This window comes from Kosakonia oryzendophytica, assembly GCF_900094925.1.
Classification (GTDB): Bacteria; Pseudomonadota; Gammaproteobacteria; order Enterobacterales; family Enterobacteriaceae; genus Kosakonia; species Kosakonia oryzendophytica.
Window position 1 is genome coordinate 279,050 of sequence record NZ_FMAY01000003.1, and the last position, 26,146, is coordinate 305,195.

Annotated in this window: 25 protein-coding genes; 9 read left to right on the forward strand and 16 right to left on the reverse strand. The window is 55.1% G+C overall.

Annotated features, from left to right (window positions below; genetic code table 11):
* Window positions 1-89 precede the first annotated feature (89 nt).
* Window positions 90-1,292 (forward strand): exonuclease subunit SbcD, encoded by a 1,203-nt coding sequence (gene sbcD, locus GA0061071_RS07415; RefSeq protein WP_088236779.1) that lies wholly within the window; start codon window positions 90-92, stop codon window positions 1,290-1,292.
* Window positions 1,289-4,435, forward strand: coding sequence for an exonuclease subunit SbcC (gene sbcC / locus GA0061071_RS07420; protein ID WP_088236780.1), 3,147 nt, complete (start codon window positions 1,289-1,291; stop codon window positions 4,433-4,435). Before sbcD ends, sbcC begins: the two co-directional genes overlap by 4 nt.
* A gap of 56 nt (window positions 4,436-4,491) precedes the next feature.
* On the opposite strand, the gene mak is transcribed toward sbcC, so the two are convergent.
* The gene (gene mak, locus GA0061071_RS07425) at window positions 4,492-5,400 is read right to left on the reverse strand and encodes a fructokinase (RefSeq protein ID WP_061497262.1); all 909 of its coding nucleotides are present in this window, start codon (window positions 5,398-5,400) and stop codon (window positions 4,492-4,494) included.
* 99 nt (window positions 5,401-5,499) lie between these two features.
* On the opposite strand from mak, the gene rdgC reads away from it, so the two are divergent.
* Window positions 5,500-6,411, forward strand: coding sequence for a recombination-associated protein RdgC (gene rdgC / locus GA0061071_RS07430; RefSeq protein ID WP_061500138.1), 912 nt, complete (start codon window positions 5,500-5,502; stop codon window positions 6,409-6,411).
* Between the two features lie 90 nt (window positions 6,412-6,501).
* Here rdgC and ppnP read toward each other — a convergent pair whose 3' ends face one another.
* From ppnP to GA0061071_RS07455, 5 genes are all read right to left on the reverse strand, one after another.
* Window positions 6,502-6,786: a pyrimidine/purine nucleoside phosphorylase gene (ppnP, locus tag GA0061071_RS07435; protein WP_061497265.1), complete on the reverse strand. Its 285-nt coding sequence runs from the start codon at window positions 6,784-6,786 to the stop codon at window positions 6,502-6,504.
* 86 nt (window positions 6,787-6,872) lie between these two features.
* The gene (locus tag GA0061071_RS07440) at window positions 6,873-7,550 is read right to left on the reverse strand and encodes an AroM family protein (RefSeq protein ID WP_061497266.1); all 678 of its coding nucleotides are present in this window, start codon (window positions 7,548-7,550) and stop codon (window positions 6,873-6,875) included.
* Window positions 7,551-7,768: 218 nt separating this feature from the next.
* Window positions 7,769-7,960 (reverse strand): protein YaiA, encoded by a 192-nt coding sequence (gene yaiA / locus GA0061071_RS07445; RefSeq protein ID WP_061497268.1) that lies wholly within the window; start codon window positions 7,958-7,960, stop codon window positions 7,769-7,771.
* 50 nt (window positions 7,961-8,010) lie between these two features.
* The gene (aroL, locus tag GA0061071_RS07450; RefSeq protein WP_061497270.1) at window positions 8,011-8,535 is read right to left on the reverse strand and encodes a shikimate kinase AroL; all 525 of its coding nucleotides are present in this window, start codon (window positions 8,533-8,535) and stop codon (window positions 8,011-8,013) included.
* Window positions 8,536-8,807: 272 nt separating this feature from the next.
* Window positions 8,808-9,269 (reverse strand): YaiI/YqxD family protein, encoded by a 462-nt coding sequence (locus tag GA0061071_RS07455; RefSeq protein WP_061497272.1) that lies wholly within the window; start codon window positions 9,267-9,269, stop codon window positions 8,808-8,810.
* Between the two features lie 144 nt (window positions 9,270-9,413).
* Between GA0061071_RS07455 and proC the strand changes: the two genes are divergently transcribed.
* Window positions 9,414-10,220 carry a pyrroline-5-carboxylate reductase gene (proC, locus tag GA0061071_RS07460; protein WP_061497274.1) on the forward strand — a complete coding sequence of 269 codons (807 nt, stop codon included), beginning with the start codon at window positions 9,414-9,416 and terminating at the stop codon, window positions 10,218-10,220.
* A 41-nt stretch (window positions 10,221-10,261) separates the two neighbouring features.
* On the opposite strand, the gene GA0061071_RS07465 is transcribed toward proC, so the two are convergent.
* The 6 genes from GA0061071_RS07465 to GA0061071_RS07490 form a co-directional block, all read right to left on the reverse strand.
* Window positions 10,262-11,785 (reverse strand): FAD-dependent oxidoreductase, encoded by a 1,524-nt coding sequence (locus GA0061071_RS07465; RefSeq protein ID WP_088236781.1) that lies wholly within the window; start codon window positions 11,783-11,785, stop codon window positions 10,262-10,264.
* 181 nt (window positions 11,786-11,966) lie between these two features.
* Window positions 11,967-12,287, reverse strand: coding sequence for a phosphate starvation-inducible protein PsiF (gene psiF, locus GA0061071_RS07470; RefSeq protein WP_061497279.1), 321 nt, complete (start codon window positions 12,285-12,287; stop codon window positions 11,967-11,969).
* A gap of 91 nt (window positions 12,288-12,378) precedes the next feature.
* Window positions 12,379-13,794, reverse strand: coding sequence for an alkaline phosphatase (gene phoA / locus GA0061071_RS07475; RefSeq protein WP_061500141.1), 1,416 nt, complete (start codon window positions 13,792-13,794; stop codon window positions 12,379-12,381).
* 102 nt (window positions 13,795-13,896) lie between these two features.
* The gene (gene iraP, locus GA0061071_RS07480) at window positions 13,897-14,157 is read right to left on the reverse strand and encodes an anti-adapter protein IraP (RefSeq protein WP_061497281.1); all 261 of its coding nucleotides are present in this window, start codon (window positions 14,155-14,157) and stop codon (window positions 13,897-13,899) included.
* Window positions 14,158-14,422: 265 nt separating this feature from the next.
* Entirely contained in the window at window positions 14,423-15,613 is a 1,191-nt protein-coding gene (locus GA0061071_RS07485; RefSeq protein WP_061497283.1) for a multidrug efflux MFS transporter, read from the reverse strand.
* Window positions 15,614-15,783: 170 nt separating this feature from the next.
* The gene (locus GA0061071_RS07490; protein ID WP_088236782.1) at window positions 15,784-16,467 is read right to left on the reverse strand and encodes an extensin-like domain-containing protein; all 684 of its coding nucleotides are present in this window, start codon (window positions 16,465-16,467) and stop codon (window positions 15,784-15,786) included.
* Window positions 16,468-16,574: 107 nt separating this feature from the next.
* Between GA0061071_RS07490 and ddlA the strand changes: the two genes are divergently transcribed.
* Window positions 16,575-17,675: a D-alanine--D-alanine ligase gene (gene ddlA / locus GA0061071_RS07495; RefSeq protein WP_061497287.1), complete on the forward strand. Its 1,101-nt coding sequence runs from the start codon at window positions 16,575-16,577 to the stop codon at window positions 17,673-17,675.
* 3 nt (window positions 17,676-17,678) lie between these two features.
* Here ddlA and GA0061071_RS07500 read toward each other — a convergent pair whose 3' ends face one another.
* Window positions 17,679-17,900, reverse strand: coding sequence for a DUF2754 domain-containing protein (locus tag GA0061071_RS07500; protein WP_061497289.1), 222 nt, complete (start codon window positions 17,898-17,900; stop codon window positions 17,679-17,681).
* Window positions 17,901-18,178: 278 nt separating this feature from the next.
* Between GA0061071_RS07500 and GA0061071_RS07505 the strand changes: the two genes are divergently transcribed.
* Window positions 18,179-18,487, forward strand: coding sequence for a YaiY family protein (locus GA0061071_RS07505; RefSeq protein ID WP_061497290.1), 309 nt, complete (start codon window positions 18,179-18,181; stop codon window positions 18,485-18,487).
* Here the strand turns inward: GA0061071_RS07505 and GA0061071_RS07510 are convergent.
* The 3 genes from GA0061071_RS07510 to GA0061071_RS07520 all read right to left on the reverse strand — a co-directional run bounded on the left by GA0061071_RS07510 (window position 18,484) and on the right by GA0061071_RS07520 (window position 21,504).
* Window positions 18,484-19,599 carry a DUF1615 domain-containing protein gene (locus tag GA0061071_RS07510; protein ID WP_088236783.1) on the reverse strand — a complete coding sequence of 372 codons (1,116 nt, stop codon included), beginning with the start codon at window positions 19,597-19,599 and terminating at the stop codon, window positions 18,484-18,486. The genes GA0061071_RS07505 and GA0061071_RS07510 overlap by 4 nt on opposite strands.
* A 13-nt stretch (window positions 19,600-19,612) precedes the next feature.
* Complete coding sequence (gene sbmA / locus GA0061071_RS07515; RefSeq protein WP_088236784.1) at window positions 19,613-20,833, reverse strand: peptide antibiotic transporter SbmA; 1,221 nt, start codon at window positions 20,831-20,833, stop codon at window positions 19,613-19,615.
* A 137-nt stretch (window positions 20,834-20,970) separates the two neighbouring features.
* Window positions 20,971-21,504, reverse strand: a complete 534-nt coding sequence (locus GA0061071_RS07520) for an isochorismatase family protein (RefSeq protein ID WP_061497295.1) — start codon at window positions 21,502-21,504, stop codon at window positions 20,971-20,973.
* Between the two features lie 191 nt (window positions 21,505-21,695).
* Here GA0061071_RS07520 and ampH point away from each other — a divergent pair, with 191 nt between their 5' ends.
* The 3 genes from ampH to olsF all read left to right on the forward strand — a co-directional run bounded on the left by ampH (window position 21,696) and on the right by olsF (window position 25,812).
* On the forward strand, window positions 21,696-22,853 hold the full coding sequence (ampH, locus tag GA0061071_RS07525) for a D-alanyl-D-alanine-carboxypeptidase/endopeptidase AmpH (protein ID WP_061497298.1): 1,158 nt from the start codon (window positions 21,696-21,698) through the stop codon (window positions 22,851-22,853).
* Window positions 22,854-22,975: 122 nt separating this feature from the next.
* The gene (gene hemB, locus GA0061071_RS07530; protein WP_061497300.1) at window positions 22,976-23,947 is read left to right on the forward strand and encodes a porphobilinogen synthase; all 972 of its coding nucleotides are present in this window, start codon (window positions 22,976-22,978) and stop codon (window positions 23,945-23,947) included.
* 146 nt (window positions 23,948-24,093) lie between these two features.
* Window positions 24,094-25,812: a bifunctional ornithine lipid synthase OlsF gene (gene olsF, locus GA0061071_RS07535; protein WP_061497302.1), complete on the forward strand. Its 1,719-nt coding sequence runs from the start codon at window positions 24,094-24,096 to the stop codon at window positions 25,810-25,812.
* Window positions 25,813-26,146: the final 334 nt, after the last annotated feature.

A 26,146-nucleotide genomic window follows, 5' to 3' on the forward strand; every position in this document is an offset into this window, starting at 1 on the left:
TATATGACAGTCCCTATTTTCGCCAGGTTATGTCCCTCATCTGCTTAATGTTTATAATCTGCTTTATGCTTTTTTGCCACGGAACCGCTATGCGCATTATTCACACCTCTGACTGGCACCTGGGTCAAAACTTCTACAGCAAGAGCCGCGCCACTGAACACGCCGCTTTTCTCGACTGGCTGCTGGTTGCGGCGGAAGAGAACCAGGTCGACGCCATTATTGTGGCGGGCGATGTTTTTGACACTGGCTCCCCGCCCAGCTATGCCCGTGAGCTGTATAACCGTTTTGTGGTCAAACTTCAGCAAACCGGCTGCCAGTTAGTGGTGCTGGCAGGCAACCATGATTCGGTGGCCACGCTCAACGAATCGAAAGAGATCCTCGCCTATCTGAAAACTACCGTCGTCGCCAGCGCAGGCGTAGAACCTTTCTGGCTTTACCGCCGCAACGGTGAACCGGGCGCGATATTTTGCCCGGTGCCCTTCCTGCGCCCGCGCGACCTTCTGGTCAGCCAGGCAGGATTGTCCGGGCAGGAAAAACAGCAACACCTGCTGGCGGCGATCACCGCGTATTACCAGCAACAATTTACCGCAGCCAGCGAGCTGCGCGGCGATAAACCACTGCCGATCATCGCCAGCGGCCACTTAACCACCGTCGGTGCCAGTAAAAGCGACGCCGTACGCGATATTTATATCGGCACGCTGGATGCATTCCCGGCGCAGAACTTCCCGCCCGCCGACTATATCGCCCTTGGGCATATTCATCGGGCGCAAAAGATTGGCGGTGATGAGCGCATCCGCTATTGCGGCTCGCCGATCCCACTCAGTTTTGACGAAACCGGCAAAAGCAAAAGCGTCAATCTGGTGACCTTTGACGCAGGCAAACTGGTCGACGTTACCGCACTGGATGTTCCCGCCACGCAGGCACTGGCGGTTATCAAAGGCGATTTTGCTGAGATTTGCCGCCAGCTTGAACAGTGGCGCGACAAACCTGGTGATGCGCCAGTCTGGCTGGATATCGAAATTGTCAGTGCCGAATACCTGGCCGACATGCAACGGAAAATCCAGCAGGTGACGGAAGACCTCCCGGTTGAGGTCCTGCTGGTTCGCCGTAGCCGCGAGCAGCGGGAACGCATACTGGCCGGTGAATTGCGTGAGACCCTCAATGAATTAAAAGTCGAAGAGGTATTTGCCCGTCGCCTCGCACAGGAGGAACTCGACGAGACGCAGCAGGGGCGATTACAGGCGCTGTTCAGCGAAGCATTGCAGGCGCTGGACGAGGAGAAAGAAGCATGAAAATTCTCAGTTTGCGGCTGAAAAACCTTAACTCGCTGAAAGGCGAATGGAAAATCGACTTCACCGCAGAGCCCTTTGCCAGCAACGGTCTGTTTGCCATTACCGGCGCGACCGGGGCGGGCAAAACCACGCTGCTGGATGCCATCTGCCTGGCGCTGTACCACGAAACGCCGCGTCTCAGTACGTTGTCACAATCGCAAAACGATTTAATGACCCGCGACACCGCCGACTGTCTGGCAGAGGTGGAGTTTGAGGTAAAAGGCGTGGCCTACCGCGCATTCTGGAGCCAGAGTCGCGCCCGCGGTTTGCCGGACGGCAATCTGCAAGCACCGCGTGTGGAGCTGGCCACCTGCGCCGACGGGAAAATTCTCGCCGACAAAGTCAAAGATAAACTCGATCTCACTGCCTCGCTGACCGGGCTGGATTACGGGCGCTTTACCCGTTCGATGCTGCTCTCACAGGGGCAATTCGCTGCCTTTCTCAATGCGAAACCTCGCGAGCGAGCAGAATTGCTGGAAGAACTGACCGGCACCGAAATTTATGGGCAGATTTCCGCCCGGGTGTTTGAGAAACACAAAGCGGCAAAAACCCGGCTGGAAACATTACAGGCACAGGCCGAAGGGGTAGTGATACTGAATGATGAGCAACGCCACCAGCTCGAGCAAGGTTTGCAGGCGCTCACTTCGCAAGAACAGCAGATCATGGCAGAGCTAGGTAGCGCCCAGGCGCAGGCAAACTGGCTGAACCGCGATGGCGAACTGCGCGCCGCCAGAGGCCGGGCGCAGGCAGCGTTGGTACAGGCGCAACAGGCGCAGACCCGTGCACAGCCGCAACTGGCCGCGCTGGAACGCGCACAACCAGCACAACAGCTTCGCCCCCTCTGGGACAGACTGGAAGAACAACGCAACGCACTTCTTCGCACTCGCAACCAGAGCGAAGAAGTAAACACTCGCTTACAGGCCCGTTTGCTTCAACGTGCACGCATCCGCGCCAGCGCGCTGCAACAGCTCACCACCCTGCAAGCCACGCACAAAACGCTGGAGATCTGGCTGAACGAACATGCGCGTTTCCAGCGTTGGCAAAGCGAGCTGACCGGATGGCGGGCGCTGTTTAATCAATTGGACGATGAGAAAAAGCAGTGGCTGAGTCTGCAACAGCGCATCCAGAGTCATGAAACCAAACTGCGTACTCTGCCGATCGCCACGCTGGAACTCAGTGTGGAAGAGACAGCCGCTGCCATGCACCAGTGCGCGCAAAACCGCCCGCTGCGCCAGCAACTGACCGCTCTGCACGCCCGTTTTGCGCCGCTGCGCAAGCAATTAAGTCTGCGCCAGCAAAGCTTGCTCGACCTGAAGGCTGAACAGGAGACGCTCAGCGCCGGACTGGCGCGCAAGCGCGAGGTGTATAAAGAAAAAAACCAGCTTTTGAGTGAGGTCACTACCATTTGCGAGCTGGAAAACCGCATCAAAGACCTGGAGAGCGAGCGCGCCCGTCTGCAACCGGGTCATCCCTGCCCGCTGTGCGGCGCAACAGAGCACCCGGCAATTGCGCACTATCAGACGCTCGAACCGGGTGTTAACCAGGCCCGGCGTAACGCGCTGGATCTGGAAGTCCGCCAGGTCAAAGAGGAAGGCGTTGCGCTCGGCGAGCGGCTGAAAGGGCTCGCCGAGCGCTATGAAAAAGATGAGCGCGAAATTGCAACGCTGCAACAAGATGAGAAAGCGTTGCTAGAGGCATGGGCGAAAGCCTGTGCAGAGCTGAACGTGATACTGGAACCGCATCGCGAGCTGACCAGTTGGCAAAGCGCGCAGGACGCGTATGAGCATCAGTTGTATTTGCTCAATCAGCGCCAGACACTGCAACTTCAGATCCACGAATTAAATCAGCAAAGCGAACATTATCAGCAGGCGGTGGTTCGTCGTCGCACCAGTCTCGCCGAGGCCTTGCAGCCGCTGGCGCTGAGTCTGCCGCCGGAAGGCGAAGAGGAAGCGTGGCTGGCCGCACGTGCGCAGGAAGCGGATCAGTGGCAACAGCAACAACAACAGCTTGTCGCCCTGCATGAGCGCATGGCGTTGCTAACGCCCATTATCGACACGCTCCCCGCCGATGAGATAGCCGTTGATGAACAGACCTTCCCGCTGGAGGGCTGGCGCCAGGTGCATAATGATTGCATTTCGCTGCACAGCCAATGGCAAACGCTGCAACGCCAGCTTGCCCAGCAGAGCGAAAATGAAAAGACGCTGGAAAACCAGTTTTCCGACGCGTTGAAAAACAGTGTGTTTGCCGATCAACAGGCGTTTCTCGCCGCCTTGCTGGATGAGGGCGAACGTCAGCGGCTGGAGCAGTTACGGCAGCAACTTGAACGCGATTGCCAACAGAAGCAGGCGCTTGCCGCCAGCGCTGAGCAGGCTGTCGCGGCGCACCAGGCGCAACGTCCCGCCGGAATGGACCTCAATAGCACAACGGAGAGTGCCAGCTCGGTGCTGGAACAACTCGGTCGCCAGCTACGGGAAAATACCACTCGCCAGGGCGAGTTTCGCCAGCAACTGAAGCAGGATAGCGATAACCGCCAGCGCCAGATAAACGTATTGCAGGAGATAGAACAGGCCACCGCGCGCTGTGACGATTGGGGGCATCTGAATGCGTTGATCGGCTCCAAAGAGGGAGATAAGTTCCGCAAATTCGCGCAGGGCTTAACGCTGGATAATCTGGTGTGGCTGGCGAACAATCAGCTGACTCGCCTGCATGGCCGCTATTTGTTGAAACGCAAAGCCAGCGAAGCGCTGGAACTGGAAGTGGTAGACACCTGGCAGGCGGACGCCGTGCGTGATACGCGCACGCTCTCCGGCGGCGAAAGTTTCCTGGTCAGCCTGGCGCTGGCACTGGCACTGTCCGACCTGGTGAGTCACAAAACCCGCATCGATTCGCTGTTCCTGGATGAGGGGTTCGGCACCCTGGACAGCGAAACACTGGATACCGCTCTCGATGCCCTGGACGCCCTCAATGCCAGCGGCAAGACCATTGGCGTTATCAGCCACGTCGAAGCAATGAAAGAGCGTATTCCGGTGCAGATCAAAGTGAAGAAGATCAACGGCCTGGGTTACAGCAAACTCGACGGCAAATACGCGGTGTTGTCGCGCTGACGGGCAGGCCTGATAAGCAAAGTGCCATCAGGCCTGCACACTCATACACTCACTGATTACTCGCCCAGCGGCCATAACCAGGCCGCGCCACGCACGCCGCTGGAATCGCCGTGCAGCGCCTTACGGATCGGGGTCTCGCACTCGCCGCCAAAGACCCAGTTTTTCACCAACCCTGGCACCGTTTGGTACAGACGATCCACGTTGCTCATCCCACCACCGAGTACAATCACATCCGGATCGAGAATATTGACCACATGCGCCAGCGACTTGGCAAGCCGTAGCTCATAACGGCTCAACGCTAACTCCGCCACCGGATCCTGCGCTTCCGCCAGACGAATAATCTCGCTTCCCTTTAACGGCTGCCCCCCCAAACGGTGGTAATCGGTTGCAAAACCGGTGCCGGAAATAAACGTCTCAATACACCCCTGTTTACCACAATAGCAGGAGACTTCAGCGCGATAACGTAGCTCGTCGTCATCCATCCACGGCAGCGGATTATGCCCCCACTCTCCCGCGGTGCCATTACCCCCAATGTGTGAATGCCCGTTAATCGCAATACCGGAACCGCAACCGGTGCCGATAATCACAGCGAAAACGGTATGCTCGCCTGCCGCTGCGCCATCCACGGCTTCAGATACCGCCAGGCAGTTAGCGTCATTGGCCAGTCGCACTTCACGGTTCAGCCGCTGACTCAAATCCCTGTCGAACGGTTTACCGTTAAGCCACGTGGAGTTCGCATTTTTCACCACCCCGGTGTAGGGCGAAATCGACCCCGGGATCCCCATACCGACCGTGCCGCTCTGGCCCGTCTCTTTTTCCGTCAGATCCACCAACGAAGCAATCAGCTCTATGGTTTGCAGATAATCATGCGGCGTGGGCTGACGATGGCGAAATAACACGTTGCCGCTGTCGTCCAGCGCAATAATTTCTGTTTTTGTCCCACCTAAATCGATACCGATACGCACATCAAACTCCTCATAGTGGACCACGCATTAGCAATGCAACGACGACAACAATTCGCTATCATGCCCGCTGCATTTAACGACAAGGCCGTGGAAAAAATCATGCTGTGGTTCAAAAATTTAATGGTATACCGTCTCAGCCGCGATGTTGCGCTGCGTGCGGAAGAGATGGAAAAACAGCTTGCCCCACTATCGTTTACTCCATGCGGTAGTCAGGATATGGCGAAAACCGGATGGGTTCCACCGATGGGTTCACACAGCGACGCGCTGACCCATACCGCTAATGGCCAGATTGTTATCTGCGCCCGCAAAGAAGAAAAAATTCTACCGACGCCGGTGGTCAAGCAAGCACTGGAAGCCAAAATTTCCCGTCTCGAAGCTGAACAGGGCCGTAAACTGAAAAAAACGGAAAAAGACTCCCTGAAAGATGAAGTGCTGCACTCCCTGTTGCCGCGCGCGTTCAGCCGCTTCAGCCAGACCATGATGTGGATCGACACCGTCAACGGCTTAATTATGGTTGACTGCGCCAGCGCCAAAAAAGCGGAAGATACGCTGGCATTGCTGCGTAAAAGCCTCGGTTCTCTGCCGGTGGTTCCGCTGGCGATGGAGAACCCGATTGAACTGACGCTAACCGAGTGGGTCCGCTCCGGCACTGTTGCACAAGGGTTTCAGTTACTGGATGAAGCTGAACTCAAAGCGATGCTGGAAGATGGCGGCGTGATCCGCGCGAAAAAACAGGATCTGGTGAGTGACGAAATCGCCGTTCATATTGAAGCCGGCAAGGTGGTCACTAAACTGGCTCTCGACTGGCAGCAACGCATCCAGTTCCTGATGTGCGACGATGGTTCCATTAAGCGCCTGAAGTTCTCTGACGAACTGCGCGATCAGAACGAAGATATCGACCGGGATGATTATGCGCAGCGCTTTGATGCCGATTTTATTCTGATGACCGGCGAGCTGGCGGCATTGATTCAAAATCTGGTGGAAGGTTTAGGCGGCGAAGCGCAACGCTAAACCGCTCTTGCCGGATGGCGCGCCACCTTATCAATCCTGCACAATGACGTGCAGGTCAGCTAAGGCGGAGTCGTCATCCGGCGGCATGATTTACAAATAGCGGCAGAGATAAGAGCTCGGTTCCGCGACCTGCAAATGGAATTCACTGTGGCCTGGCACGTTGAACACGTCGCCGGCGCTATAGACTTTCCATACGGTTTCACCGGGTAGCAACACATTCAGCGCGCCGCTCACTACCGTCATCTCTTCAGGCTGCGCAGTCCCGAAAGTGTATTCCCCTTCCGCCATAACGCCTACGCTGGCACGGCCAGTGCTACTGCTGGTAAACCCAATGGATTTCACTTTACCGGAAAAGTATTCGTTACTTTGAAGCATGAACTGGCCCTTTTAAAAAATGTATGAAAAAACAATATAGAGGCCGTGCTTTGCTTCTGTCACGCGAAATTGCGCAGTACTGCGGCCTAGACCAGCAGTTCTGACGCGAGGCGCGCCGCCAGTACATTAGATAATAAAACCGGAACATCCAGCGCTTTCTGGAGTAAATCGCGGTGCTTCTGATGGAAACCGAGACAATCGAGCATTAACACATCTGCGCCTTGCTCCAGTAGCGTCTTTCCGGCGCTGATCAATTCAGACTCTGTCGCCAGCCAGGGATGGGCCAGCACATAGTAAGGCTCGTTTTCCAGCACCTGCCATTTTCTTTTTTGCTGCGCCATCAATTCCGGGATCGGCACCATTACGCCGACCTGGTGGCCATCGACAATGGAGGCCACCAGAGGAGGGATAATGCGCTGCGGCTCTACGAGGATGGCATTACGCGCGACCAGCCCCTGAATATCTGCCGTACTCAGTAACAGGATCACATCGTAACCCTGGTTATCCAGCACTTCGATGATGCTTTGCAGGTCGCGCTCGACTTTTGCGCGAGAGAGCATTCCCAGGCTGTCATCCTGCAAACGCGTAGGAATAGCGACGTCGCCTGCTTCAACGCGATATTCACTGCGCACCTCATCGGGAGACATTTTACCCAACAGGCTGATATGGGTGATCTGCTGCGCTGACACATGCTCTGTCAGGAGCGGTAAGGTCTCTTCTACCGGCACCACACCAATGGTGAGGATCGCCAAAGTCGCACTCATTCTGCTTTCCGCCTTTCAATCATTCTGACTGCTTATGCGTTAACCACTGCCATCGCAGATGCCACTGCACGTAGGGCAAACGGACCGCTCCCGTGTTCATGTAGATTCCAGTAATTAATGAAATATACCAACTGAGGGGCGATCAGCCAGCCCCAAAATGTGACGTAAGCCCGTTTCTAAAATTTTCAGAAAATAATACCGCTGGTTGACTATCCGGCTTAGGTTTTCTCCGGATCTTCATAGCGTTTTTTAGCATCCAGCGCTTCCTGTTCGGTAGGATGCTCACTGATTAATGCATCGGGCTTAGGATGATCTGCTCGTAGCTGGTACCAGGTAACCGTCTGAGTACCTGTACCTTTTTCAACGGCAACAATGCGGGCTTCACGCGGATAGGGTGGTTTCGTCGGCATAGCTCTTCCTTTTTTATCGGTCGGGCTATTAAGTATAGACAAACGTTTCGCTAACTGGCGCGAGCCAGCTGTAATGCCGCTTCAATGTCCGTCACCACCTGCTCCGGCGGGAGTGCGGCATCCACCACATAGTGTGCAGCTTCACGGTATAGCGCATCGCGGAGCGCCAGCACTTCACTCACCTCTTCGCTGATCGGCTTGCCGGTTAGCGTTGGGCGCTGCCCCTCTTCCGGGAAAGCTTCCAGCCGATCGGCCAGTACAGACACCGGTGCACACAGATAGATCACCACACCCTTTTCACGCATAAAACGGCGGTTATATTCGCTAAGAACAATGCCGCCTCCGGTGGCGATCACCCGCGCGGGCGCGGTTACCGCCTCCAGCGCCGCCGTTTCTTTTGCCCGAAATCCATCCCACCCTTCATTATCAACAATGGTCGCAATACTTTGCTTAACCTCTTCCTGCAACCAGTGATCGGTATCGATAAACTCACATCCCTGCGCCAGCGCCAGCGCCAGGCCCACGGTGGTTTTACCGCAACCGCGTGCGCCAACTAAAAAAATGGGTAGCGTCATGAACTGGTGTTTCCTCCGGGTCCTACGCAACACAGGACGGATAATGAGACAGCGAATGATACCACTTAACTAGTACAATATTCACCGTAAAATTTACGTTACACTTTTATGTCCACCACGGAGGATAATCTCATTTCACCCAGAGCTGATAACGAGTGTGGCTGTAAAGATTACGTGGCAACATATGTAGCGGCAACATTACTGAATGTATCACAGGCTGGCAAGCCCGCAAGGCGGCAAACCATACCCTGTTACGCGAGGTTGTGCAAAAATTATTCTGTCTGGCGGCGCTTAACTTCCAGCAGCCATTTATCCAGTTGCGCGGCGAACTGCTGACGATCCCGCTGCGAGAGGCTATCCGGGCCGCCTGTCTGGATACCGCTGGCACGCAGCGTATCCATAAAATCACGCAGGGTCAGTTTTTCACGAATGGTGGCTTCAGTATAGCGTTCACCGCGCGGGTTCAGCGCCGCAGCGCCTTTGGCCAGCACTTCCGCCGCCAGGGGAATATCCGCCGTGATCACCAAATCCTCTGCGCTACACAGCCGCACAATTTCGTTATCGGCCACATCAAACCCTGCCGGCACTCTCAACGTGCGGATCACTCGCGACGGTGGGACGCGCAAACTCTGGTTAGCCACCAGCGTAAGGGGGGTTTGCGTGCGCTCAGCGGCGCGGAATAAAATCTCTTTGATCACGTTCGGACAGGCGTCCGCATCGACCCAAATCGCCATAGTTGCTCCTTTTGATTGCGCTGCATTGTCGCTTTAATTCCCCGTCGGGGAAAGTCGCGCGATCGTCGCAGAAGCTTTAGCCCTGCGCGGAAATCCACGTTAAGCTATATGCCACAAGCAATTACAAGCAGAGAGACAGACGTGATGGAAAAAAAAATCGGTTTTATCGGCTGCGGTAACATGGGTAAGGCGATCCTCGGTGGCCTGATTTCCAGCGGCCAGGTTCTGCCAGGACAAATCTGGGTGTACACCCCGTCACCCGATAAAGTCGCCGCCCTGCACGATCAGTTTGGCATCAATGCGGCGCAAAGCGCGCAGGAAGTGGCGCAGATCGCCGACATCGTCTTTGGTGCCGTTAAGCCGAACATCATGGTGAAAGTGCTGAGTGAAGTAGCGTCCAGCCTGAATAAAGAGACGCTGGTTGTCTCAATTGCCGCCGGCGTGACGCTCGATCAACTGGCGCGCGCACTCGGCCACGATCGTAAAATTGTGCGTGCTATGCCGAATACTCCCTCGCTGGTGAACGCCGGGATGACCTCCATTACGCCAAACGCCCTTGTGACGCCGGAAGAGACCGCTGATGTCCTCAATATCTTCCGCTGCTTTGGTGAAGCCGAAGTGATTGCCGAACCGATGATCCACCCGGTCGTCGGCGTGAGCGGTTCCGCGCCCGCTTACGTATTTATGTTTATCGAAGCGATGGCGGATGCTGCTGTGTTGGGTGGGATGCCGCGCGCGCAGGCTTACAAATTTGCCGCACAGGCGGTCATGGGCTCAGCCAAAATGGTGCTGGAAACCGGTAAACACCCGGGCGAGCTGAAAGATATGGTCTGCTCCCCTGGCGGCACCACCATCGAAGCGGTAAAAGTACTGGAAGAGAAAGGCTTCCGTTCGGCGGTCATTGAGGCCATCGAAGCCTGCATGGCAAAGTCCGATAAACTCAGCAAGTAACTCGTCCCCTCTCCCCAACGGGGAGAGGGTTTCAGCGCCTGTCAGGCCAGTATTTCGCTGGCAACATTAATACTGACAGGCTGCTGCATTTTCAACAGTAACCCCGCCGTCGCGCTGTACTCGCCACAGCTTAATACAGCTTTTAACACTCCCGCTTCGCCGTATAGCACAGCAAAACGTTTATCATCAAACGAACCGAGCATTTTGATGCTGTCCCACTCGCGGGCATAACCAAGGTACTCGAAACGGGTGCCAAAGTGGGTGGTCCAGAAAAACGGCACCCGATCAAACGCATGATGTTCGCCCAGCATATTCAGCGCTGCAATATGCCCTTGCTGCTGTGCCACGCGCCAGTGTTCAATCCGTCTGCGCCCTTCTGGCGCCGGATAGCTGGCAATATCGCCCACTGCCCAAACATCCGGTGCGGCGCTCAGGGTTTCATCCACGCTCAGGCTACCGTCTTGTTCATGGGGCAGATCGTGGGCTAACTCCGTGGCGGGGCGCACACCTGTCGCGAAGACCACCACATGCGCAGACAGGGTGTGACCATTTTTCAACTTCACCCCCTGCACATGGCCATTTCCTTCCAGCGCGACCGGCTCGCCGGTCATAAATTTCACACCATTTTGCTTATGTAGCTCCCGGAAACGCCGCCCTATCTCTTCACCAAATTGCGGTACAAACGGCAGCGCATGGCGCGACAGCACCGTGACATCAATATCCTGGTTACGCAGCGCCGCCGCCAGTTCCATGGCGATGAAACTGTTGCCGATCACCACCAGTTGTTGCTCCTGCTCCACCTCGTTGAGCAGGCGCTGCGCCTGATGAATATCTCGTAAGACATGCACACCCGCCAGGTGATTACCGGGGATCTCGGGCCACACTGGCTGGCCGCCTGTCGCCAGTAACAATTTGTCGTAGTGAACAGACCGCCCGGTAGCAAGCGTTATCTGATGCGCGTGGCAATCGAGCGCCGTCACCTCTTCGCGCAGACACTCAACACCGGGCTGACTGTAAAATGCGTCATCCAGTAGATGGGGAACCTCGCTGATTTTCATTTTACCGGCGGGGACAAATTTACTCAGCGCCGTGCGATCATAAGGTGCGCCATCGTCTTTATCGATCAGGATCAGATGCCCCGAAAAACCCGCGTCACGCAACGTGATCGCCGCTGCGCTGCCTGCGGCCCCCGTGCCAAGGATCACCGCTGTTTGCGGGCGATCGCCGCGAATGTTCGGTCTGCTGGCGGGAGAACTTGGACGCGGGTTCACTAATACACGGTTTTGCTCAATGAGCACCGGGTACTGCTTGAGGTTGGTCAACGCCAGCGGTTCGCGCCACTCGCCATTGGTAATATCAAACGCGGCTTTATGCCAGGGGCACACCAGTTTGCCGTCGCAAATCGCCCCCTTTTCCAGCGGCCCGCCCGCATGGGGGCATTTGCTCTGAAAGGCACGAACCTGACCAAGCGAGCGGATAAGGATCAGGGAGGTTCCCGCCACATCCACTTTTACCGGTTGGTTTTCCGGCAAGGAATTGAGATCGGTAACGTATTGATAGTTCATCATATTGCTCCCGTGTCAGTGTTGCAAAAACGGGCGTCACGCCAGACAGCGCACAACCACGAGGAGAGGGAAAAAAGAGAACGTTGCTCACTTGTTAAGCCTGGCAGAGATTGGCCAGCGGGCAACCAGGTAGAGAAGACAGGTACAGGAGGGTGAGCGCTGCCAACCGCTCACCCTTTCTTTAGCCCTGTTTTTTCAGGCAGGCGCTCATGAATTTACTGCGATCATCGCCCTTCAGCGATTGCTGCGTTGCCTGCGCATTACACTCGCGCATGCGTTGCTGCTGCGGCGTCAGGCTTTTCTGACCGGGTTCTGTTTTGGTGTTCTTCAGGCAGTCGCTCATATAGTGCTTACGGGCATCGCCTGAGAGCGTTTGCGCCGTAGCCTGTTGATTACACAGGGTCATACGTTGTTGCTGAGGGGTAAGATTTTTTTCGGCGGCGCCCAGCGCCGTGACAAACAGCAGACCGAATACGAGGGTAACCAGGAATGTTATTTTCATCGCACCATCCTTCTGTCAGTGTGGCTCTTTAAGGATGGTTCTAAACAGAGAAATAACCACCCGGCGGCAAAGATTTACCGCCGGGCAGCAATCATTTCAGGTTCAGCGCGGCTTTCATGGTATAGAACAGATCGGTCTGATCGGTCAGTCCCACCACATTCGCGGCATGCGGGCCATAGGCAGCAATGCGAACTTGCGCACCGGTATGCTCCATCGACTCCTCTTCGGAGTTGCCGTATGTCATAGCCATTACCGCACCATCTTTGGTGTTCAGTAACTGACTCAGACCAGGCGCTTTGCTGTCCGGCGCGATGATCTGGCTGGCGTGAGCATGATCCGCCGTGACGATCACCAGCGTGTTACCGTCTTTCTTCGCGAATTCCAGCGCTTTCTGCACCGCTTCGTCGAGATCGACCGTTTCACCAATCTGGCCGCACGGGTTCGCCGCATGATCCTGTTTATCAATGGAAGCACCTTCAACCTGCAGGAAGAAGCCCTTCTCATTTTTGTTCAGCAGCTCAATCGCTTTTTCGGTCATCGCCGCCAGCGTCGGTACGCTGCCGGTACGTTTTGCGTTCGGCGTACAGGTCACCGCGGGCTTATCGAGATTGCCATGCAAAGAGGCTTTCGGCCCTTCCCAGCGCACCGGCATGTTGCCATCAGAGAACAGCCCCAGCAGCGGTTTAGCCTGGTTTGCTTCCGTGATAGCCGCCAGCGTTGATGCGTCACCCACCAGTTGATAACCACGCGCTTGCGCCTGCTCACGCAGCGTTTTCCCTTGCCATTCGCCCGCTGTCGCCGTTTCGTTAAAAGTTTTTGCTCCGCCGCCCAACGTCACATCCGCACGGGCATTCAGTAACTGCTCGGTAATCGACCCTTTACCGCCTTTTTCCAGCGCGTTGAGGGCGCATTTTTCACTGGTCACTGTGGGGCCATAGCAGCGACGAGAGATCACGTGCGAAACCAGCGCCGCAGGCGTCGCGTCCTGCAATTCAGCCGTGGAGACGTTACCGGTCGCCAGGCCTGCTGCTTTCGCCATTTCGAGGATAGTCGGGTGATCTTTTTCGTGAATATCGACGCCGAGCGCCCCGTTATACGTTTTGACACCCGTGCTCCACGCCGTAGCAGAGGCAGCGGAATCCGTCACGTAGTCCGGTTTCCCGGTTTTTTTGTCCAGCGCGTAGTGGGTGTACTGACCCGTTAATGGCAATGCGTCGATGCCTTTAAACGCACCGCCTGCCCCTTCGGCATAATTTCGCGCTGCGGTAATTTCGGAGTCGCCCATACCATCGCCAATCAGCAGAATAATATTCTTTGCCGGTTTGTCATTCAGCGAATCGCGCAGCGCAGCGGTCTGGTCGCCGATCAAACGGCGCGCGCCGCCTGGCGCAGAAATATCCCCCTGAGCAGCACGATTATCAAGCACAGCGGTAGAGGTAGTATCAGCATAAATAGCAGGGGTAAATAACAGTGGTAATAAAGAAAGGTATAATACGCTCTGTTTCACTTTAATATTCTCCATGTACAAATACTTAAAGAAAATAAAACAGAGCGACTATAGGCAGCGCGCATGACAGTCAGATGACAGTCCTGTCGGTGTATCGAGGGGTTAGCTGCGCGGGTGCCTTAACAGCTTTTTTACGTACTGTTGCAGCAACTCCGTATCCTTACTGGGCACGTGAGAGCCAGGGCGAGCTTCATCCAATGCCCCTTCGATACTTTGAATTAACGCCTGTTGCTCAGAAGACGCCATATGGCGCAGCAGCGCCGTCACGACAATTTCCAGCGCTTCAACCTGGGCGACCAGCTCTTTCGATTCCTCTTCTTTTTCGGCAAGCTTCACCAACAACTCTGCAATGAGATTTTTCATAGCGCTATTTCCTGATGGGATATTCGACGACGTTAACACTCTGCCCAGATGTTGCAAAGTAGATACATGTATTATTTTTGCGGATTTTCTCACAATGCTTACGGGAATTTAAAAAGCGCGAGTAACGAAACGTTTCTATGGCAAACCAGAACGGATTAATTTAAGGCGTTAGTTAGCCCCAAATTATTAATTCCAAACGGCAGCTTATTTATATAAGAAAATATTATAGAAAAGCCGGGAATATCTTCCCGGCTCGTTTATATTCTCAACGGCGGGTGCGACGAAATGCCAGACCCAATTGCCAGAGATTAATAAACACCACCACAGCGGTGGCAGCAAATACCCAACGGAAACCGGCTACGGCCGATACAGTCGCGCCCATCAGCGGCCCGGCGACATTGCCAAGGTACATAAACGACTGGTTGTAACCAAAAATTCGCCCGGTTACCTGATCGCTGGAATATTTCAACAGCAGCGTCTGCACGGCGGGTAACATAGCGCCATCGACGAACCCCAGCATAAAACGCAGGATCCCCAGTTGCAGCGGCGAGGTAACAAATGACATGGCAAAAAACAGCACCACGGCAATACCCATTGTGCCCATCAGTATGCGCGACGTGCCAATGCGATCGCCCAGTTTGCCAAGCCGCGGTGCGGAGATCAGCGCAGAAACCCCCGGAATGGCGGCAATCAGGCCACTGAGAAACGCGATATTCGTGGTATGTGGCGCAAGCGACTGGATAAATAAGGTGAGAATCGGGCCAATCGAACCGTTACACAACTGGATCACCAGCGTCGTGACAAACAAGCTAAACACCAGGCCAGGATAAGGCAGCGTTGAAAAAACCGCTTTGCCACTGAGGCGTTCGCCCTTCTTTACCTTCGGCCTGACGCCTTCTTTAATCAGAAACAGCGTCACCAGGAAGCTGATCATTAACAACAAGGCGGTGATCAAGAAGACCATCCGCAACCCTAAATGGTCGGCAAGAAAACCGCCCATCAACGGCCCGCCAATCACACCGCTGATTTGCGCAGTGGATAAGGTACTCAATGCCCAGCCGCTGCGCTCGCGTGGTACCTGGGAGGCCACCAGCGCCATCGCGTTCGGAATATACCCTGACGTAAGCCCCATCACTCCACGCAGTAACAGCAATTGCCAGACGTTGGTGGCGAAGGCCTGCAACAGAATGGCAATCGCCATGCCCAGTGAAGCGCGCAGCAGCATCAATTTGCGGCCCTTACGATCCGCAAGGCTGCCCCACATCGGCGAGACAATGGCCGACACCAGGAAGGTCACACTGAACGTCAGACCTGACCACATCGACAACGCTTCGTGGGACGTCACGCCTAATTGTGCAACATACAGCGGCAAAAACGGCAGAATTTGACTGATGGCGAGGCCGGTAAAAAAGCATCCAAACCACACCGAGATAAGATTAACCTTCCAGGATTCCATAAACAGGCGTAATTATTCAGGTTTTGACAATCAGTGCACAGATTAACAATAACGTGCACCAGATGGGTCGCCAGAGATGCGTTTAACAGAACTTTGGTGTTTTATCTGCTAAGTGTCGGACATGGCGGAGATCCGATAAAAAAACCACATAAATCACAGTGATTTATGCTTTAACGGCATAAGCCAAAGCCACGCATGCCAAGGTGGAAATGGTTAGCATGTGCGGCGTTATACTCTGGCCCCAATCCGTTACCGTAGTAACCGCAACTGGCGCTCAGCATTGCCCGTAACCAGGGTTGCGTACGCGCCTGTCGCCAGCCGTTCAGCACCGTTACCTGCTGGCCGGTCGCCAGATGAAAAGCGCTGATATCCAACGCGTCGGCGCTGGCATGCTCGCTACGCCGGGCATCTGCGCGGTTGTAAATGTTGCGGCAGGCATAGCTGCCAAGATGATCAATTCGAACCAGCGCACTGCCCATAAAGCGCTCGGTGAGCGGTCGTGCTTGCTGCTGCACAAATAGCGCCGAACTAAGCGCCAGCGGGCAACTCGCCAGAAAACTGTTGTTCAGTTTTACCGCGCCAAAGTCCTGCACCCGCACCACATTACTGAGTGGGCAATCGCCCTGACTATCCGCCACTGGCCGGGCAGAGATCATCTGTTGCTGACGAGCCTGGGTTAACAGCGCGGTACAGGCTTGCGGGGACAAACGGCGAAGTTTGTACTGTGTCATGCGCCCCGGCGGATCGTTCAGTTGCAGAGGGGCAAACGGATTGTAGTAAGACGGCAGGTAGCGATAACCGATAAAAATCAACGCCAGCACACTGCTTAGTGCAATCAGGCTTTTCCCTCTCACGTCTCCCCCTTCAGGTATACAAAAAACATTATGGCAGAAGGCCGCGAATCGTGCGTTTTGACGTGCTATCGTATGGGCTTTGTGAATCAGTGTGAGTGAACGTAGAAATGGCAAAACTGCGGGTAGGGGTGGTCTTCGGCGGTAAATCGGCGGAACACGAAGTGTCGTTGCAATCGGCGAAAAATATCGTCGACGCGATGGACAAATCGCGATTTGAGGTCGTGCTGCTGGGGATCGATAAACAGGGTCAGTGGCATATCAGCGACGCGAATAATTACCTGCTGAACGCGCACGATCCGGCGCACATCGCGCTTAATCCTTCTGAAAACAGCGTTGCGCTGGTGCCGGGTATCGAGCAACAGCAGTTGATCGAAGCAGAAAGCAGCACGCCGTTGCCGAATGTTGATGTGATCTTCCCGATTGTCCACGGTACGCTGGGTGAAGATGGTTCCCTTCAGGGCATGCTGCGTCTGGCGAACCTGCCGTTCGTTGGTTCTGATGTGCTGGCGTCCGCCGCCTGCATGGATAAAGATGTCACTAAACGCTTGCTGCGCGATGCCGGGCTGGCGATCGCGCCTTTTGTTACCCTGACACGGGCAAATCGTCAACAGATCAGCTTCAGCGAAGTGGAAGCGAAACTTGGGCTGCCGATGTTTGTCAAACCAGCGAATCAGGGATCTTCCGTTGGCGTCAGCAAAGTCACCAGCGAAGCCCAGTACCATGAAGCAGTGCGCCTGGCGTTTGAATTCGACAAAAAAGTGGTAGTAGAAAAAGGCATCAAAGGCCGCGAGATCGAGTGTGCGGTGCTCGGTAACGATGACCCCCAGGCCAGTACCTGCGGCGAAATTGTGCTGAACAGCGAGTTCTACGCCTACGACACCAAGTATATCGATGATAACGGTGCGCAGGTTGTCGTCCCGGCGGCGATTGATCCGGTGATCAACGACAAAATCCGCCACATTGCGGTGCAGGCGTACCAGACGCTGGGCTGCGAAGGAATGGCGCGAGTAGACGTGTTCCTGACGCCGGATAATGAGGTCATTATTAATGAGATCAACACGTTGCCGGGTTTCACGAACATCAGCATGTACCCGAAACTGTGGCAGGCGAGCGGCATTGGTTATTCTGAGCTGATTACGCGTCTGATTGAACTGGCGATTGCGCGCCATCAGGCCAACAGCGCGCTAAAAATTTCCGTAAACGATTAAGTGTTACTCTGGCTTATCCGCCGTCTCTTCTTCATCGGGGCGGCGGCGGATAATCAACCCGGCCAGCCAGAAGCTGATGACCCAGGTGACCAGCCCTACCGCATAAGTCTGCCAACCTTTGGCCTCAAACCCCAACAATCCCACCACTCCATTCAGAATAAAAATCAACCCAATCGCAAATGCGTAATAGTGCCAGTCACGGCGGATTTTCACAGGCAGCTTCATGACAACTCCGGCAGTTAAAACGGCATCATCGCATAACCCGCGCGTCGGGTCTGTGGCGTATGCGTTAAATCTGAAATGTTGCGATAGTAATTAAAACGTTACAGAAATGTGAGCGCGTACAAAAATAGATCAACCGGGATCCTTCCCGGGGCGAAATTATCACCTTTCTGATGTTGACAAAGCGGTACAACTGCCAAAATTACCCCGAACTGAGGCCACTGAGCCCATTACTTTGCATGTCAGGTTGTTGTTAAATTGTAAAGAGTACCGGAGGTCTTATGGCTGACTTTACACTGTCAAAACCCTTCACGGGTGCAAAAAAACGTGACGCCTCCAGGCCGGGTAATATTGCTTATGCTGTGTTCGTTCTGCTCTGCTTCTGGGCTGGCGCCCAGTTGTTGAACCTGCTGGTACACGCACCAGGTGTGTTTGAACACCTGATGCAGATGCAGGACGCGTCCCGTCCCCAGGTGGAGATGGGGCTCGGCGTAGGCACGATCTTTGGCCTTGTGCCGTTTATCGCGGGAAGCGCCGTACTTGGCGTCATCGCCCTTGTCCTGCGCTGGCGACGACACCACTTACGTTAATTCTGCACCATGCAGGCTGCCCGTCGATCATCCACGCGCTTTGCAAACCATGCGGTTGTCAGATTGCGGGTGATCTTCGGGCTTTCTAGCTGAATGCCTGGCAACATCTCACGCGCCAGCGTTTTTCCACTCTTCTTCTCCGCCAGACGATACACTTCGCGCCACAGCGTGGTCTGTTCAAACTTCTGACTATCACCGCGTTCAAGCTGACGACGAATATCGCGGTCGCTCATCCCAAGCTGGGGACCGAGTTTGCGAATAGCCCGTTCCGTACTGCCGGTATCACTGCTGCCGTAGAGGATCAGATCGCCATCCAGCGCCAGTTTCACCCCGGTCGCGATGCTGACCGCATATTGGAAAGCCGCGTTGCGGCTGGCATACAAACCGGCGTTGAAATCCGCAAAGCGGTAAATCGGCGCGGTATAACTGGCGGGATAATTCAACAAATGGTACGTCCCGAACCACAACCCACCGCGACGGCTAAACACTTCCTGGCGCACCGTGCCTTCCATTTTCCACGGATAACCGTCCGTATGCTGTTGGGCGAAAGCGACGCTGATTTGCATCGGCCCCCCGGTACGCACCGGGTTCAGGGAACCGAACAGTTTCTGGCCCATTGGCACCATGCCAATAAAGTCGTCAAAAACGGCGCTCAGCTCTTTTTCGGTTCTCACTTTATCCAGCCGTTCGCTGTAACTTTTGCCATTCGGCGATGGGATTTTTAGCGCGGTATGCACCAGCACCGTCGGAATGTGCATGCGTTCGGCGCGCTTATCGATCTCTTTCCAGGCGATTTTACTGAGCCCAGGCACAATGGGATCGGACTGATAGTTAGACTCCTGCTGCGCCACCGCCAGCACTGAACAGATGTTTTCAAGCGTAGGCGCAAGCTGCTGGCTGCTAAATGTCGTGGCAAGATCCTGTGCCCAGCCTTCTCGGTCTTTCACGCTGGCGGGAATTTTCTGACGCACAACGCTCGCCACATCCAGCGGTTGTGCTCTCTCCCGCTCTTTTTCTTTCTCCACTTCTTTCTGCGATACCGGGCCTTGCGTCGAACAGCCAGCGAGGATCAATGCCGCCAGCAACCAGGAAAAACGGGGCACGTAAGACATACCGTTCCTTGTATTAACCAAAAATAGAGGGCACGGGCCGGATCTCCTGCCCATCCAGTTCACGCTCAAAACTGCGTAAACGTTTATAGATAGACATCAGGCTCACCAGCGTCGACCAGGAGGTGATTAAATACTGGAACGAACTGCGTACCTGTTCAAAAACGTTAGTTATCTGGCGCATCAAACCGAAGGTGATGGCCCCGGCGGCAATGGTCGGGAACAGCACAATCAGGCCGAACACCACATCAACCTGCATATACAGAATACGGGCGATGTTGAAATACATATAGTGGAAATAGAGGCGGAAATAGTTACGCCGCACCGCAGAGAACAACTCGCCAATGGTATTTGGTCTTGCACGCCCGGCATCATCTTCACCGTACACCAGCTCTTTGCGGTAGGCCGCTTCCACACGCTGATTTTTAAACTCCAGGCCTGGCAGCTTGATACCGACAAAGGCCAGCAACACTGTTCCCAGCAACGCCCAGCCTACGGCGGCGATAACCAGCCCGTAGGCCACATGCCCGACGATCGGCAGTTGCTGCACATGCGGCGACAATGCCACCAGCACCGGCAAAAACGCAATCAGCGTCATCACCGCATTAATAAAGCTGGTGCCCATATCTTCCAGCGTTGTGGCAAAACGCATCGTGTCTTCCTGCACACGTTGCGCCGCCCCTTCGATATGACGCAAGTGATCCCAGTGCGCCATATAGTATTCGTTCATCGCCGTGCGCCAACGAAACACATAATGGCTGACAAAAAAATTGTTCAGCACCGCAACCGTCACGGCAATTAATGCGATCCACAGAAACACGCCAATCTCGCTATAGAGCTGACCGATGCTCACTTTATTCGGCGCGCTAAGCGCAGTCTGGATCAGATCATAAAACGGTTGATACCAGGCATTGATGGCCACATTGACTTCCACCAAAAACCAGGTGACAAAGATGATCAGCGCGGTGCCTAAAATCGACCAGCGCTGCCAGCGGTGCGGCGAGAGGGTAAACCAGCACAGCGCAAATACGCCTACGCAGAACGCATAATAGGCATAGAACAGCAGATAGCCAGGGGCCCAGAAACGTGCGGCGCTGATTGGCACGTCCGCCGATGCGCCCATTAAACGCATCAGCCAGGCTTCACCGCCTGCCTGCCAGAAAATGACCGCGATAGCGGCCCAGATAAAAGCCGACAAAAAGAACAGCGTCGGCCGGGGGAAGAAGGACTTAAACATCATGCTCTCCTGCTTACTTCTTATTATTTACCACACATGCTGTGTACCAGGATTTTGCACCGCGCTAAAACGCGCTGTGACAAAAAAGCGCCGCAAATGCGACGCCGGATAATCTCTTCAGACCTAAGGGTAACCCCTTAGTTCGTTTGCCATTCGTGAACAATTGTTTCGACGGGTTTCACCCGCACGGGATTGCCCGGTACGGTGAGCGTTCGCCACACGTCGTTATAGTGCTCAATTAACGTTGCCGCCTGTGCAGCCGGGCGGTTAGCCGTGGTGTGAGCATCCTGCGCCACCGTTATCGCATAGCCGCGGCTGGCGCCGTTTTTCAGGGTGGTATCAACACAGTAGTCCGTGGCGCAACCGCACATGACAAAGGCGTCAATATCCTGCTCGCGTAACACGCTTTCCAACTGCGTTTTGTAGAACGCATCGCAGGCAGTCTTGGTGACGTACAGCGCGCCCGCCGGTTGGTTCAGTTCCGGCAACAAATCGAACCCGGCGCTGCCCTCTTCCAGTCCACCCGCTTCGGCATGCTGAATGAAGATCACCGTGTCTGCGGCGGCTATTAACTGGTTGATGCGCGCCACGCACTGCTCGCGCTGAATACGTGGCGTTGCGAACACCCCGTTCTGCATATCCACCACCATCACTACCCGTTTACCTGCCATTCTCTGACTCCTGCTTTCGGGGAAGAGAGAGGTTATCACATGCGCATGCGGGCGCAGTCATAGGGAAAAAATTTCATATTTACCCATCGTTACGTATTAGGGCGAAAGAATACGCTTATTAGGGCTTTGCAACGGGACGCTAAGTAGTATAAATACGCTCTACCTTTCCCATTATTCTGTGGACCCCTTCGTTGAAACGTTGTTTGCTTTTTTCTGCGATGCTGTGCGCACTCAGCCTGACCACCGCCCGGGCGGCGCAACACTCTCCTGACCCGGTTTTTGCTTCGGATATCGTCGATCGCTACGCCAACCATATTTACTTTGGCAGCGGCGCGACAGGAATGGCGATCGTCGTGATTGACGGTAATCAGCGCGTATTCAGAAGTTATGGCGAAACCCGACCGGGTAATAATGTACGCCCACAACTGGACTCGGTGATTCGTATTGCCTCACTGTCGAAGCTGATGACCAGCGAGATGCTGGTGAAACTGCTCGATCAAGGTATCGTGCGTCTGGACGATCCCTTAAGTAAATATGCACCGCCGGGCGCTCGCGTCCCGACTTACCAGGGCACGCCCATTACGCTGGTGAATCTCGCCACGCACACCAGCGCCCTGCCCCGTGAACAACCGGGCGGCGCGGCGCACCGCGATGTGTTTGTCTGGCCAACGCGTGAACAGCGCTGGAACTGGCTCTCAACCGCCACGCTAAAATTCGCGCCCGGTACGCAGGCCGCCTACTCCAACCTGGCGTTTGATCTGTTGGCCGATGCGCTGGCAAAAGCGGCGGGGAAACCGTATCCCCAACTGTTTGAAGATCAGATCACGCGCCCGCTGGGCATGAAAGACACCACCTTTACGCCCTCACCGGATCAGTGCAAACGCCTGATGGTGGCCGAAAAAGGTGCCAGCCCCTGTAACAATACGCTAGCGGCAGTCGGCAGCGGCGGTGTTTACTCCACGCCCGGCGACATGATGCGCTGGATGCAACAGTTTCTCTCGTCGGATTTCTACTCCCGCAACAGTCAGGCCGACCGTATGCAGACGCTGATTTACCCGCGTAATCAGTTGACGAAAGTGATCGGGATGGATGTCCCCGGTAAAGCGGACGCGCTGGGTCTGGGCTGGGTGTATATGGCACCGAAAGAGGGGCACCCTGGCATCATTCAGAAAACCGGTGGCGGCGGTGGATTTATCACTTATATGGCCATGGTGCCGCAGCATAACGTCGGAGTGTTTGTGGTGATCACCCGCTCGCCGCTGACGCGCTTTACCAATATGAGCGACGGCGTCAACGACCTGGTCAGTGAACTGAGCAACAACAAACCGCACGTGGTTCCCGCCTCCTGAGGCAATAACCGGGGCAGGCAGCATCTGCCTTTGCCCCGGTATTTAACAGCGATTTTGGTAAAACAGCGCCCCCTCTTTTCAGTTACAATGGCACTATCTGTTCCACAAATATCAGGCATACCATGACCGATTTAATCACTCGCCCTCGCCGCCTGCGCCAATCCCCCGCGCTGCGCGCTATGTTTGAAGAGACAACACTGAGCAAAAACGACCTGGTGTTGCCGATCTTTGTTGAAGAAGAGCTGGACGACTACAAAGCCATTGAGGCCATGCCAGGCGTCATGCGCATTCCGGAAAAATACCTCGCGCGTGAAATCGAACGCATCGCCAGGGCTGGGATCCGCTCCGTCATGACCTTCGGTATTTCTCATCATACCGACGAGACAGGGAGCGATACCTGGCAGGAAAACGGCCTGGTGGCGCGTATGTCGCGCATCTGCAAAGAGACCGTGCCGGAGATGATTGTGATGTCCGACACCTGTTTTTGCGAATACACCTCGCACGGTCACTGTGGTGTGCTGTGCGACCACGGTGTGGATAACGACGCGACCCTGCTCAATCTGGGTAAACAAGCCGTGGTTGCCGCAGCCGCAGGCGCAGACTTCATCGCGCCGTCCGCTGCCATGGACGGTCAGGTAAAAGCCATTCGCCAAGCGCTGGACGCGGCAGGCTTTACCGACACAGCCATCATGTCTTATTCAACCAAGTTTGCCTCGTCGTTCTACGGCCCGTTCCGTGAAGCGGCAGGCACTGCGCTGAAAGGCGATCGCAAAACCTACCAGATGAACCCAATGAACCGCCGCGAGGCGATTCGCGAGTCGCTGATCGACGAGGCCGAAGGCGCAGACTGCCTGATGGTCAAACCGGCGGGCGCGTATCTGGACATTCTGCGTGACGTTCGCGAGCGCACCGGGCTGCCGCTGGGTGCTTATCAGGTGAGCGGCGAGTACGCGATGATCAAATTCGCCGCGCTGGCGGGTGCCATCGACGAAGATAAAGTGGTGCTGGAAAGCCTGGGCGCAATCAAACGTGCAGGCGCGGATCTGATCTTCAGCTACTTCGCCCTCGACCTCGCCGAACGCGGTATCCTCTGAGTTAGCCCTGCCTTTCGCCCTCTCCCGCCGGGAGAGGGTAGATGTGACAAAACATGCCATTTTGTATTGTCATATGTTCATTGTAATGAAACGTAAACGTCATCTTCTCCCTTTACTGTCTTCGCAAGACGGGAGGAGAAGCCACCATGTTTAGTCTCGACAATGTACTCGACGACCTCTGGCCACAGGCCAGACCCGCACCCTGGCAAAAGAATCTGCTCAGACGCCTGCTTTATGAACGCGAGTTCCAACAATTTGCGGAACGCCATCCCCACCTGAAAGGGCTGGATATGGTTGAGCAAGTGCTTGAACACCTGCAGATCCGCTGCACCGTTCCCGCTCACGATCTTGAACAGATCCCCGAACATGGCCCCCTGGTCATTATCGCCAACCACCCCACCGGGACGCTCGACGGGCTGGCGCTGATGTATGCCGTTTCCCGTGTTCGCCGCGATGTCAAAGTGGTCACCAACCGTATGCTGACCCACCTGGAGCCACTCAGTTCACTGTTCATTCCGGTGGATAACATGGGCGGACGCACGCGTAAATCGTCGCTACAACAGATGGAGAACCATCTGCAACGAGGCGGTGTGCTGATTTTCTTCCCGGCGGGAGAAGTCTCACGCGTAACGCGTAAAGGTATCCGCGATAAAAGCTGGCATACCGGTTTTATCAAACTGGCGAATAAATTCCGCGCTCCGCTGCTACCGGCATGGATCGATGCCCGTAACAGCGCACTGTTCTACGCAAGCGCAATGGTTTCGGACACGCTACCGCTGTTGCTGCTGATGCAGCAGATGTTTCGCCGCCGCAACAGCAACCTGCCGATCAAAATCGGTCAGCGCATTCCCTGGAATAGCTGGCATACGCCGCAACTCTCCTCACGGGAACTGGCCGATAAGTGTCGCAAGCATGTCCTGCGTTTGGGCAAGGGATTGCCCGGCCCCTTCAAAACCGAGTGCGCCATTGCGCGCCCGGAAGAACGGATCACCCTGCGCCGTGAACTCAATAACGCCGAGTGCCTTGGCCACACGGCGGATGGCAAAATTATCTACCTCTGGCAGCGCAAGGGGCAGGAAGATGCGCCGCTCTTGCGCGAGCTGGGACGGCTGCGGGAGATTGCCTTCCGCGCGGTGGGCGAAGGCAGCGGTAAACGTCGCGATACGGATAAATATGACGACGATTACCTGCACCTGATCCTCTGGGATGAGAGCGATCTGGAAATCGTCGGCGCTTATCGCTTTATGCCCACCGCACAGCAGGTCGAAGCCCGCGGCATTGAAGGGCTTTATAGCCACAGTCTGTTCCACTATGACGATCGGATGGCGGACGTGCTGCGTAACGGCATTGAGCTGGGACGCAGCTTTATTCAGCCGCGTTACTGGGGACGTCGTGGTCTGGACTATCTCTGGTCGGGAATTGGCGCATACCTGGCGCGGTATCCGCAATACCGCTACTTGTTTGGCCCGGTGTCAATTTCCGGCGGTATGCCGCCTGCGGCAAGGGATCTGCTGGTGGCATTCTACCGTTTGTGGTTCCCGGCGACCTGGCCGCTGGCCGCGTCACGTCGCCCGTGGCCTGCCACCATGCCGGACGTGCTGGCACAGTTTACCGGTGAGGATTACACCGAAGATCTGACGCGTCTGAAATCGCTGCTTGGCAATCTGGGCTGCGGTATTCCACCGCTGTATAAACAGTATTCCGAACTGTGTGAAACGGGGGGCGTACAGTTTATTGATTTTGGCTGCGATCCGGAATTCAACAATTGTGTCGATGGTCTGGTATTGGTGGATTTGACCTACCTGAAAGCCAACCGCTACGAACGTTATATTGCCGCACATCTCCCCGAGCAGAAAGCCAGTTAGCTACTCGCCTCTCCCTCTTCCTGCCGGAAGAGGGAATATTACCCATGCACCAGACGCAGATGCGCCCGTCGACTATTAAGTCGCGGATTATGCGTAAAAATCACATATAAAATAGGACGCCAGGCCATTATTTCCTCCTTCGTTAAACATACCCGAAAATTGCACTGAATTTTTTTGCTACAAACTAAATTGCCGGACAATTCAGGTCAACTGATTCTCATGGATTACATTTAACATCAGGCTCGTGCCTGAATAATATGCGAAATAGTTCACAAAAAATTATTAAAGCAAACTATAAAATCAACATGTTAAGTTAATGTGAAGCAATTCAATA

Bases quoted from the DNA above. Each gene is read 5' to 3' on its own strand.
- sbcD (WP_088236779.1), top strand. From the start codon at position 90: ATGCGCATTATTCACACCTCTGACTGGCACCTGGGTCAAAACTTCTAC.
- sbcC (WP_088236780.1), top strand. From the start codon at position 1,289: ATGAAAATTCTCAGTTTGCGGCTGAAAAACCTTAACTCGCTGAAAGGC.
- rdgC (WP_061500138.1), top strand. From the start codon at position 5,500: ATGCTGTGGTTCAAAAATTTAATGGTATACCGTCTCAGCCGCGATGTT.
- ppnP (WP_061497265.1), bottom strand. From the start codon at position 6,786: ATGCTTCAAAGTAACGAATACTTTTCCGGTAAAGTGAAATCCATTGGG.
- GA0061071_RS07440 (WP_061497266.1), bottom strand. From the start codon at position 7,550: ATGAGTGCGACTTTGGCGATCCTCACCATTGGTGTGGTGCCGGTAGAA.
- yaiA (WP_061497268.1), bottom strand. From the start codon at position 7,960: ATGCCGACGAAACCACCCTATCCGCGTGAAGCCCGCATTGTTGCCGTT.
- aroL (WP_061497270.1), bottom strand. From the start codon at position 8,535: ATGACGCTACCCATTTTTTTAGTTGGCGCACGCGGTTGCGGTAAAACC.
- GA0061071_RS07455 (WP_061497272.1), bottom strand. From the start codon at position 9,269: ATGGCGATTTGGGTCGATGCGGACGCCTGTCCGAACGTGATCAAAGAG.
- proC (WP_061497274.1), top strand. From the start codon at position 9,414: ATGGAAAAAAAAATCGGTTTTATCGGCTGCGGTAACATGGGTAAGGCG.
- GA0061071_RS07465 (WP_088236781.1), bottom strand. From the start codon at position 11,785: ATGAACTATCAATACGTTACCGATCTCAATTCCTTGCCGGAAAACCAA.
- psiF (WP_061497279.1), bottom strand. From the start codon at position 12,287: ATGAAAATAACATTCCTGGTTACCCTCGTATTCGGTCTGCTGTTTGTC.
- iraP (WP_061497281.1), bottom strand. From the start codon at position 14,157: ATGAAAAATCTCATTGCAGAGTTGTTGGTGAAGCTTGCCGAAAAAGAA.
- GA0061071_RS07485 (WP_061497283.1), bottom strand. From the start codon at position 15,613: ATGGAATCCTGGAAGGTTAATCTTATCTCGGTGTGGTTTGGATGCTTT.
- ddlA (WP_061497287.1), top strand. From the start codon at position 16,575: ATGGCAAAACTGCGGGTAGGGGTGGTCTTCGGCGGTAAATCGGCGGAA.
- GA0061071_RS07500 (WP_061497289.1), bottom strand. From the start codon at position 17,900: ATGAAGCTGCCTGTGAAAATCCGCCGTGACTGGCACTATTACGCATTT.
- GA0061071_RS07505 (WP_061497290.1), top strand. From the start codon at position 18,179: ATGGCTGACTTTACACTGTCAAAACCCTTCACGGGTGCAAAAAAACGT.
- GA0061071_RS07510 (WP_088236783.1), bottom strand. From the start codon at position 19,599: ATGTCTTACGTGCCCCGTTTTTCCTGGTTGCTGGCGGCATTGATCCTC.
- sbmA (WP_088236784.1), bottom strand. From the start codon at position 20,833: ATGTTTAAGTCCTTCTTCCCCCGGCCGACGCTGTTCTTTTTGTCGGCT.
- GA0061071_RS07520 (WP_061497295.1), bottom strand. From the start codon at position 21,504: ATGGCAGGTAAACGGGTAGTGATGGTGGTGGATATGCAGAACGGGGTG.
- hemB (WP_061497300.1), top strand. From the start codon at position 22,976: ATGACCGATTTAATCACTCGCCCTCGCCGCCTGCGCCAATCCCCCGCG.
- olsF (WP_061497302.1), top strand. From the start codon at position 24,094: ATGTTTAGTCTCGACAATGTACTCGACGACCTCTGGCCACAGGCCAGA.